The sequence below is a fragment of the Parabacteroides sp. 52 genome (genome assembly GCF_010500925.1).
Taxonomy (GTDB): Bacteria; Bacteroidota; Bacteroidia; order Bacteroidales; family Tannerellaceae; genus QVMG01.
In genome coordinates this window covers 1-9,406 of the sequence record NZ_QVMG01000033.1, presented here as the reverse complement: position 1 = coordinate 9,406, position 9,406 = coordinate 1, and the positions used below count along the sequence as shown (strand labels likewise).

Annotated in this window: 7 protein-coding genes and 4 tRNA genes; 4 read left to right on the top strand and 7 right to left on the bottom strand. The window is 44.4% G+C overall.

Translation table 11 applies throughout. The annotated features are described in order from the left end of the window. Window positions 1–157: 157 nt before the first annotated feature. A tRNA-Phe gene (locus tag D0T51_RS11820) sits at window positions 158–230 on the bottom strand. A gap of 136 nt (window positions 231–366) precedes the next feature. On the opposite strand from D0T51_RS11820, the gene D0T51_RS11815 reads away from it, so the two are divergent. Continuing rightward, window positions 367–442 (top strand) — tRNA-Pro (locus D0T51_RS11815). Window positions 443–673: 231 nt separating this feature from the next. On the opposite strand, the gene D0T51_RS11810 is transcribed toward D0T51_RS11815, so the two are convergent. The 4 genes from D0T51_RS11810 to hisS form a co-directional block, all read right to left on the bottom strand. Next, a tRNA-Leu gene (locus tag D0T51_RS11810) sits at window positions 674–756 on the bottom strand. Between the two features lie 167 nt (window positions 757–923). Then, complete coding sequence (gene groL, locus D0T51_RS11805; protein WP_163729549.1) at window positions 924–2,561, bottom strand: chaperonin GroEL; 1,638 nt, start codon at window positions 2,559–2,561, stop codon at window positions 924–926. A 133-nt stretch (window positions 2,562–2,694) separates the two neighbouring features. After that, on the bottom strand, window positions 2,695–2,964 hold the full coding sequence (locus D0T51_RS11800; protein ID WP_163729548.1) for a co-chaperone GroES: 270 nt from the start codon (window positions 2,962–2,964) through the stop codon (window positions 2,695–2,697). Window positions 2,965–3,117: 153 nt separating this feature from the next. Further along, entirely contained in the window at window positions 3,118–4,473 is a 1,356-nt protein-coding gene (gene hisS / locus D0T51_RS11795) for a histidine--tRNA ligase (protein ID WP_163729546.1), read from the bottom strand. A 444-nt stretch (window positions 4,474–4,917) separates the two neighbouring features. Here hisS and D0T51_RS11790 point away from each other — a divergent pair, with 444 nt between their 5' ends. Together D0T51_RS11790 and D0T51_RS11785 are read left to right on the top strand one after the other, a co-directional pair. Further along, the gene (locus D0T51_RS11790) at window positions 4,918–5,661 is read left to right on the top strand and encodes an ABC transporter permease (RefSeq protein ID WP_163729544.1); all 744 of its coding nucleotides are present in this window, start codon (window positions 4,918–4,920) and stop codon (window positions 5,659–5,661) included. Between the two features lies 1 nt (window position 5,662). Then, window positions 5,663–6,433 carry an ABC transporter ATP-binding protein gene (locus D0T51_RS11785; protein WP_163729542.1) on the top strand — a complete coding sequence of 257 codons (771 nt, stop codon included), beginning with the start codon at window positions 5,663–5,665 and terminating at the stop codon, window positions 6,431–6,433. 32 nt (window positions 6,434–6,465) lie between these two features. On the opposite strand, the gene D0T51_RS11780 is transcribed toward D0T51_RS11785, so the two are convergent. Continuing rightward, complete coding sequence (locus D0T51_RS11780; RefSeq protein WP_163729540.1) at window positions 6,466–8,175, bottom strand: S41 family peptidase; 1,710 nt, start codon at window positions 8,173–8,175, stop codon at window positions 6,466–6,468. Window positions 8,176–8,236: 61 nt separating this feature from the next. Then, window positions 8,237–9,214, bottom strand: coding sequence for an adenosine kinase (locus tag D0T51_RS11775; protein WP_163729538.1), 978 nt, complete (start codon window positions 9,212–9,214; stop codon window positions 8,237–8,239). A 104-nt stretch (window positions 9,215–9,318) separates the two neighbouring features. Between D0T51_RS11775 and D0T51_RS11770 the strand changes: the two genes are divergently transcribed. Continuing rightward, window positions 9,319–9,392 (top strand) — tRNA-Asn (locus tag D0T51_RS11770). Window positions 9,393–9,406: the final 14 nt, after the last annotated feature.

The following is a 9,406-nucleotide window of genomic DNA, read 5'->3' as shown; positions in this document are numbered from 1 at the left end:
CAGAGAGGATCAGTTTTGATTGGCGAACAGGGGTCAACGAGGAGAGGATTTTCCAGGAACTGCCTGATTTTGCTAAAAATGGAGGATTTCTTGGAAAAAGAAAATCCCTGAAATGTTTTATTTTCAGGGATTTACCAAATTTGAAGTCTTTTAAAAGTGGTGCCACCAGGAATCGAACCGGGGACACAAGGATTTTCAGTCCTTTGCTCTACCAACTGAGCTATGGCACCATTTTTTCAATACGGGTGCAAAGATAGGAAAAGATTTTGATGAGACAAATCATTTGAAAAGAAAACGAATGAAAAAAAGAGAAAAATTATTTGAAGGTTTAAAAATATTCGTAACTTTGCATCCGTATTGAGGAAACGGGATGTAGCACAGTTGGTAGCGCGCCACGTTCGGGACGTGGAGGTCGGACGTTCGAGTCGTCTCATCCCGACCAACAACCAAAGAAGAGATTATTCTGATAAAAGAATAGTCTCTTTTTTTATTTCGCCCTTTTTTTCATTTTCTTGGAATCCCTTCCCATTGCTTCTTCCCCAACTTTCGTTTGTGATCTCCCTTCTCTTGGGTCAGCCTCAACCCAGGTTGATCAAGATCGAAGGATCCGAACAGCCCACGATAAGGACTAAAAAAAGAGGTTACCCGGGAATCCCCGAATAACCTCTTTATGTGCCCAGAACAGGACTCGAACCTGCACGGCTATTAACCACTCGCACCTGAAACGAGCGCGTCTACCAATTCCGCCACCTGGGCAAACATTTAATTTGCGTGTAACCGCTCTTGGTTACGGGTGCAAATGTAGTTGTTTTTTTCTTTTCCTTATTGTTTTGGTATAAAAAAATAAAGGTATCCGATCAGGGATACCTTCATTTTTATAGTGTAGGGAAGAAACTTTCTCCCGTTCAAAAGCGAAACGTATATTACATCATTCCACCCATGCCGCCACCCATACCTGGGTTCATAGGCATAGCCGGTGCTTCTTCTTTTTTGTCTGCAATCACACATTCGGTAGTCAGGAACATGCCGGCGATAGAAGCTGCATTTTCCAAGGCGATACGAACCACCTTAGCCGGATCGATTACACCTGTTTGGCATAAGTTTTCGTATACATCTTTGCGTGCATTGTATCCAAAGTCACCTTTGCCTTCTTTTACTTTCTGAACGACAACGGCACCTTCTTTGCCTGCGTTTGCGACGATCTGGCGCATAGGCTCTTCGATGGCACGTTTGATGATCTCGATACCTGTAGTCTCATCTTCGTTTTCACCTTTGAGTCCTTCCAGGGCAGCAATGGCACGGATATACGCCACACCACCTCCAGGAACTGTACCTTCTTCGATAGCTGCACGTGTTGCACTCAAGGCATCATCCACACGGTCTTTCTTTTCTTTCATTTCCACTTCAGAAGGAGCACCTACGTAAAGAACAGCCACACCACCTGCCATTTTAGCCAGACGTTCCTGTAATTTTTCTTTATCGTAATCTGAAGTAGTTGTTTCGATCTGTGCTTTGATCTGTGCGATACGACCCTGGATAGCGTCTTTATCGCCTGAACCATTTACAATGGTTGTATTGTCTTTGTTTACTACTACTTTTTCAGCAGTTCCCAACATTTCCATGGTGGTTCCTTCCAGTTTCAGACCAGTTTCTTCTGAGATAACTGTACCCCCTGTCAGGATGGCGATATCTTCCAACATCGCTTTGCGGCGATCTCCAAATCCAGGAGCTTTCACTGCACATATCTTCAATGAACCACGCAGGCGGTTTACTACCAAGGTAGCCAAGGCTTCGCTGTCGATATCTTCGGCGATGATTAACATCGGACGGCCTGTTTGTACGGTCTGTTCAAGAATAGGAAGCAGTTCTTTTAACACAGAGATCTTTTTATCGTAGATCAGGATATACGGATTTTCCATCTGTGCTTCCATTTTTTCCGTATCTGTCACGAAATAAGGAGAGATGTATCCGCGGTCGAATTGCATACCTTCTACTACTTCAACGGTAGTATCCGTTCCTTTTGCTTCTTCTACAGTGATAACACCTTCTTTTTTCACTTTCTTCATAGCTTCGGCAATCAGTTTACCGATGCTTTCGTCTCCGTTAGCAGATATTTTAGCTACGTTTTCAATTTTGTCCAGGCTATCCCCTACGGCTTCTGCTTGAGAAGCAATATTTTCAACCACTTTTTCTACTGCCTTGTCGATACCCCGTTTCAAATCCATAGGATTGGCACCTGCAGTGACGTTCTTCAAACCTACACCGATAATGGATTGAGCCAATACGGTAGCAGTTGTCGTACCGTCTCCGGCGTTGTCATTTGTTTTAGAAGCTACTTCTTTCACCAATTGAGCGCCCATATTTGCGAACGGACATTCAACTTCTACTTCTTTGGCAACGGTCACACCGTCTTTTGTGATATGCGGAGCACCGAATTTCTTTTCGATGATCACATTACGACCTTTGGGGCCGAGAGTTATTTTTACTGCATTAGCCAATTCATCCACGCCTTGTTTCAATAGGTCGCGGGCTTCCATATTAAATTTAATTTCTTTAGCCATTGTTTCAAGAGCCTCCTCTAACTCCTCCTAAAGGGGGAGAACCCGTAGCGAGGCATGGGGTTTTATGTCTTATTTTATTATTCTCTGTTTGATTTTCTTGTAAGCCTCCCTCAGGAAAGCTTGGTAGGGCTATTTAGATAATAGCTAAAATATCCGATTGACGCATGATCAAATATTGTTCCCCTTCCAGTTCAATTTCTGTTCCGGCATATTTACCATATAACACATTGTCACCTGGTTTCACTATCATATCTTCTTCTTTTGTGCCATTTCCTACGGCAACCACTTCCCCTTTCAAGGGTTTTTCTTTGGCTGAATCCGGGATGATAATTCCTCCGACTGTTTTCTCTTCTGCAGCTGCTGGTTTAACCAATACTCTGTCTGCTAATGGTTTAATGTTCATGATCTTGATATTTTTATTCGTTAATAATGTTATTATGTATTTTTACTTGTTCACGTAAACTAATAGCGAATTTCATGCCAAAACGATTTTAGCAGGACAAGAGCGACAGCTTGTCAGACGGACTGACAGTTCTTCTGTATCTATGTGACAAGATTAAATAAGTTGTATGAATTCTTCCAGGGTGACGAGTTTCTGTTCGCCTGTCGACATATTTTTCAGATTGATTTTGCTTTCGTTCATCTCCGTTTCTCCCACAAGAGCCACATACGGGATTTTCTTTCCATCCGCATAACTCATTTGTTTTTTCATCTTGGCGGCTTCCGGGTATAACTCGACGCGGATACCGGCGGCACGCACGCGGGAGATCAAGGGCAATAAATACGTTTCTTCTTTTTCTCCGAAATTGACAAACAACACCTGCGTAGTCAATAACGAATCGGCAGGATATAACTCCAACTGGTTCAATACATCGAAAATCCGATCGGCTCCAAAAGAGATGCCGACGCCTGAAATGCCCTCCATGCCAAATACTCCGGTCAGGTTGTCGTAACGTCCCCCTCCGGTTATACTGCCAATCTGCACATCCAAAGCTTTTACCTCAAAGATAGCTCCTGTATAATAGTTTAAGCCGCGGGCCAAGGTCAGATCCAGTTCCAAGGCGGCCCGGAGAGGGGTGTGTTGCAGGCGGTCCAGGATGAAATCCATTTCTTCTACACCTTTTATCCCTGTTTCAGACTCTGCCAGTGTTTGTTCCAGGATATGTATTTTCTCTTCATTCGTGCCCTGAAGCATGATAATGGGTTGCAGGCGTTCGATCGCCTCCTCTGTCAATCCTTTGTTCCGAAGTTCCTGGTTGACATTCTCCAATCCGATCTTATCCAGTTTGTCAATGGCGACCGTAATATCCACAATCTTATCGGCCTCGCCTATGATCTCGGCAATACCGGTCAGGATCTTCCGGTTATTCATCTTGATGGCCACACGGATACCGAAGCGGTGAAAAACCTCATCCATTATTTGGATCAATTCCACCTCATTAATCAATGAATCCGAGCCTACCACATCCGCATCGCATTGGAAAAACTCCCGGTAACGTCCTTTTTGAGGACGATCGGCCCTCCAGACCGGTTGAATCTGATAGCGTTTGAAAGGGAAACTGATCTCATTGCGGTGTTGCACTACAAAGCGGGCAAAAGGAACCGTCAAGTCGTAACGCAAGCCTTTTTCACAAAGCTTGGCAGCCAGTCTGACAGGGTTCTTTTCTTTCAATTCTTCCTCGGAAATACCTGAAAAGTAATCCCCCGAGTTTAATATCTTAAACAGGAGTTTGTCTCCTTCTTCCCCGTATTTCCCCATCAAAGTAGAGAGGTTCTCCATAGCCGGAGTTTCTATCTGTTGAAAACCATAGAGATGATACACATCCCGGATGGTATTGAAAATATAATTACGTTTCGCCATTTCTTCGGGCGTAAAGTCCCGGGTTCCTTTGGGGATAGATGGTTTCTGCATATCCTTTGATCATTTATTATTTAGTGGGGCAAAGATAGTGAAATTAACGATTAACGATTAACGATTAGTGATTAACGATTAGTGATGAGTGGTGAGTGATTGGTGGTGAGTGATAGGGGGGGGATCGGAGGTGGTTTAAAAGAAGGATGAACGAGGAACATTGTCACGATTTTCTTCGGGGAATTCTGTTGCCGATGCGCATCGGCAATATCGCTGAACAGCATCGACAATATTGCTGAACAGCATCGGCAATATTGCCGAAGGGCATCGGCAATAAGATTCTCTCCCCAAAAAGCATTAAAAATGGCTTTATATCCTCCCTTCCTCTAAACGATCATCGATCCCCCTATCACTAATCACTAACCACTAATCACTAATCGTTAATCACTAATCGTTAATTTCACTATCTTTGTCCCTTGATTTACTACTTTAAGGTAAAAAAGAATGAACAAAGCATTACACCAATTAGGAGAATACGCACTTCTGATGAGAAAAAGCATTTCTATCCCCGACCGGTGGAGTATGTTTTTTAAGCAGTTGGTCAAGGAGATTTATAAATTAGGCGTCGACTCCCTGTGGATCGTAGTTATTATATCGGTTTTTATCGGTACGGTTATCGCCATACAAGTATCCTTGAATATCCAGTCTCCCTTGATTCCGAAGTTCACCATCGGATATATGACACGAGAGATTGTCGTACTTGAATTTTCATCCTCTATCATGGCTTTGATTCTAGCCGGTAAGGTGGGCAGTAATATTGCGTCGGAGATTGGTACCATGCGGGTGACCGAGCAGATCGATGCGATGGAAATCATGGGGGTCAACTCGGCCAATTACCTGATCTTACCGAAGATTGTGGGGCTGATGTTGTTTATTCCCGTGTTGGTGATCTTCAGTATGTTTACGGGTATTCTCGGTGGGGTCTTTGCCAGTTATGTAGTCGATGGTATGTCGCCGACCGACTTTGAGTTTGGTTTGCAATACTGGTACAACTCGTTCTATATCTGGTACTCCATTATTAAATCGGTGATTTATGCGTTTATCATTGCATCAATAGCTTCTTATTTCGGCTATAATGCCCGGGGAGGCGCCTTGGAAGTAGGGAAGGCCAGCACCAATGCTGTCGTTATGAGCAGTGTGATGATCCTATTGGCCGACGTAATCTTAACCCAAATAATGTTGACATAAAATGGTAGAAGTAAAACATATCATCAAATCCTTTGACGGTCGTATTGTGTTGAACGACATTGATTCCGTCTTTGAAGAGGGTAAGACGAACCTGATCATTGGCCGAAGTGGTTCGGGTAAAACCGTTTTGATCAAAAATATTATCGGGTTGATGTCGCCTGATTCGGGACAAATACTTTACGACGGGCGGGATCTGACTTCTATGGGTAAACCGGAGCTCAATCATTTACGCCGGGAAATGGGTATGTTGTTTCAGGGTTCTGCCCTTTTCGACAGCATGACCGTACTCGAAAATGTCATGTTCCCTTTAAATATGTTCTCCAAAGAATCGTATAAAGAGCGGGAAAAACGTGCGATCTTCTGCCTGGAGCGGGTGAACCTACAGGAGGCGGAGCACCTCTATCCTTCAGAGATCAGTGGGGGAATGATGAAAAGGGCTGCCATTGCCCGTGCTATTTCCTTGCAGCCGAAATACCTGTTTTGTGATGAACCGAACTCCGGTCTGGATCCCAAAACCTCCTTGCTTATAGATGATTTGATCCACGACATTACGGCGGAATACAATATGACGACTATTATCAACACCCACGATATGAACTCCGTGATGAATATCGGTGACAAGATCCTCTTTATTCAGGAAGGGAAAAAAGAATGGGAGGGGACCAAAGACGATGTGATCAACTCGACGAACAAAGCCTTGAACGACTTTATTTTTGCCTCCGACCTCTTCCGTAAGGTGAAAGAGGTGGAGTCGCAGATAGAAGAAGGCTGAAGAAATCTTTTGTTTATATAAGCAACCTAGTATCAATCCAGCTTATCCAAGCGATAAGCTGTTTCTTGATTGTCTTCCGGGGCACTGAGAGTCTTTGTATAGACCTCTTTGTCGGATAATACTTCTATGGCTTTTTCCAAGACTTTATCCCCTTTCAGGCTTTCTATCATCTCGCCTCTTTGGTAATAATATCTTTTTACAATCTCTGCCGCCAACACCTTTTTTACCTGGGGTTTGAAACGATCAAAGTCACGTTCCAGATCTGGTGTCAACTTGGCCTCCAACGTATGGAATATGGTAGAGTCTTCTGCCAGGTAACCTTCGAACTCGGCTATCTCTTTCAATTGTTTCAATACTTTCACACTCTGCTGGTCATAGGTGAAATTCTTCTCTTTCATATAATCTTTGAGCGATTCAAAATCCTCGTCTGTGATGGCGAATTCTTCTACCGGAGGTATTGTTTTGTGTTTTTGTGCCCAGTTTGTGGCAAAGTCAAAAAAGGAATTATCATTAACCAGGTAATACAACATGGTAGGCATCTCCGGTTCTTCCACCTCAAAGTCGGGGCGAACCCCTCCGCCGTCACGTACCGGGCGACCCTGTGCCGTATAAAAAACGGAAGTCAGGCTGTCCGGAATGGCGGCCACAGAGCCATCGGCTTTCCGGTGTGTATAGTCCAACTGTTGGATGCAACGGCCACTGGGGATATAATATTTACTCATTGTCACCTTTAACTTTCCTTCGTACGGAAGATCACGGGATACCTGCACCAGGCCTTTTCCGTAGGAGCGTTGTCCTACCAATACGGCACGATCCAGATCCTGCAAGGCCCCGGCTACAATCTCTGCCGAAGAAGCAGAGATGCCATTAATCAGTACGGCCATAGGCATTACAGTGTCTATCGGCTCCACTGAAGTACGGTAGGTACGATCCCATTGGCGGATCTTGCCTTTGGTAGAAATCACTTCCAGGCCTTTGGGTACAAACAGGCTGACGATCTGCACAGCTCCCTCCAGGATACCTCCTCCGTTATTACGCAAATCCAGGATAAGAGAGGTGACGCCCTGTTTTTTTAAATCCTCTAAGGCGTTTTTGACTTCCTGTGCACTTTTATCGGTGAAACCACTCAGTTGAATATAACCGACACCCTTTTCGCGCACTCCGTAATAAACGACCTGGTTCATCACGATCTGTTTGCGGACAATCTCTATCTTTTGTGGTTTCTTTTCTCCCGGACGTTGTATGGTAAGGGTCATCTTCGTATTCGGTACCCCTTTGAGTAATTGACTTACGGTTTCGCTTGTTGCTTGGGATACATCCACTGTGTCTACCGCCAGGATATGATCTCCGGCCTTTAAGCCTGCTAAAGCAGCTGGCATGCCTTCGTAAGGTTCGGCAATAATAACTCCACCGTCTTTATCCCGTTGGCGGATGATAGATCCCATACCGCCATATTCACCGGTAGTGATCATCTGCAATTTCTCCATCTCTTCTTCCGGAATGTATTCCGTATACGGATCGAGTCCGGAGAGCATTGAATGAATGCCGCGACGCACTGTTTTCTCTATATCCAATGTATCTACGTAGAACATCTCCACTTCTTTTACCAGGGTGTTGATGATCTCCAGGTTCTTGCTTACTTCAAAACGGCTGTCTTTCGTTTTTTCTTGTGCCTGTCCCGGCAGAATTATACCCAGAAGAAAAACAAAAGAGAAAAGACTGATTCTTATTTTTTGTTGCATATCCAATATCTACTACTTGATTTCTGAATTGAAGATGTAAAAGTATATATTATTGTGTCTTTTAGACTAATATATCTTCTACTTTTAACTTTATTTGTTCCCAGTATTGTGCGGGTATTTCAGGGCCTATCACGTCTATCACATAACCTGCTAATAAGGACCCGATACGGGCAGACTGCTCCAGGCTGGCACCGACTGTCTGTCCATAAAGGAAACCGGCGGCGAAATGATCGCCGGCACCGGTGGTATCAATCGGTTTGCCCCCTTCGGCGTCTACACGAAGAAGTGTTTCGCCATGCGCAACTATAGCTCCTTCTTTGCCAATCGTGACAATCGCCGTGTCCACGATTTGAGCCAATGCCAATGCGGCCTCCTTGGCTTGCAAGCCGGTGAAAGCCTCTGCTTCGCTTTCATTGCAGAAAAGAATATCTACATATTTCGGTATGATATCCTCCAATAATCCTTTGAATGCATTTACGATATTGAAATTGGAAAGGTCTAAAGCTATTTGCAAGCCCAGTCGTTTGGCTTTTTCCATTGTTCCCCGCATCAGCGGTTCGTTGACGATCAGATAGCCTTCGATATAGAGACAATCATATTGTTGGAGGTATTCCTCTTGTATCTCATCGGCAGAAATGGTGGCGGCAGGCCCCAGGAAAGTACCCATCGTGCGTTCTCCGTCCGGAGAGATCAACACGGTACAACTGCCCGAAACCCCTTCGGTCTGGATGAAATAGGGAGCCACACCGGCATGGCGCACGGCCTCTTCGTAATAGGCTCCTACTTCATCCGTGCCTATCTTTCCTATAAAACCAGTAGAAGCCCCCAGGCATGATAATGCCCGCATGGTATTACAGGCGGAACCTCCGGGAGTCTGACTTCTCTCCAGATTTTCCTGTGCCTTGCGAATAGCGATCATCTGTTCTTCACTAATCATATCCATCGCTCCCTTTTGAATGCCCACCTCGGGCAATACCTTGTCCGAGTCCAGTTTCAAAAGAATATCTACCAATGCGTTTCCTAATCCTATAATATTCATTTCTCTTTTTTTTTCGCAAAGATATTGCATAATTCGAAAATAGCTTGTACTTTCGCACTGCATTTTGAGAAAGGGTCAGGTGAGATCCTTGAAATGTAAAACATTCTTCCTTAGCTCAGTTGGTTAGAGCATCTGACTGTTAATCAGAGGGTCCTTGGTTCAAGTCCAAGAGGAAGAGCAAAAAGCTATCTC

Excerpts from the sequence above, each read along its gene's own strand:
- D0T51_RS11785 (WP_163729542.1), top strand. The coding sequence starts at position 5,663 with ATGGTAGAAGTAAAACATATCATCAAATCCTTTGACGGTCGTATTGTG.
- D0T51_RS11800 (WP_163729548.1), bottom strand. The coding sequence starts at position 2,964 with ATGAACATTAAACCATTAGCAGACAGAGTATTGGTTAAACCAGCAGCT.
- D0T51_RS11790 (WP_163729544.1), top strand. The coding sequence starts at position 4,918 with ATGAACAAAGCATTACACCAATTAGGAGAATACGCACTTCTGATGAGA.
- hisS (WP_163729546.1), bottom strand. The coding sequence starts at position 4,473 with ATGCAGAAACCATCTATCCCCAAAGGAACCCGGGACTTTACGCCCGAA.
- D0T51_RS11780 (WP_163729540.1), bottom strand. The coding sequence starts at position 8,175 with ATGCAACAAAAAATAAGAATCAGTCTTTTCTCTTTTGTTTTTCTTCTG.
- groL (WP_163729549.1), bottom strand. The coding sequence starts at position 2,561 with ATGGCTAAAGAAATTAAATTTAATATGGAAGCCCGCGACCTATTGAAA.
- D0T51_RS11775 (WP_163729538.1), bottom strand. The coding sequence starts at position 9,214 with ATGAATATTATAGGATTAGGAAACGCATTGGTAGATATTCTTTTGAAA.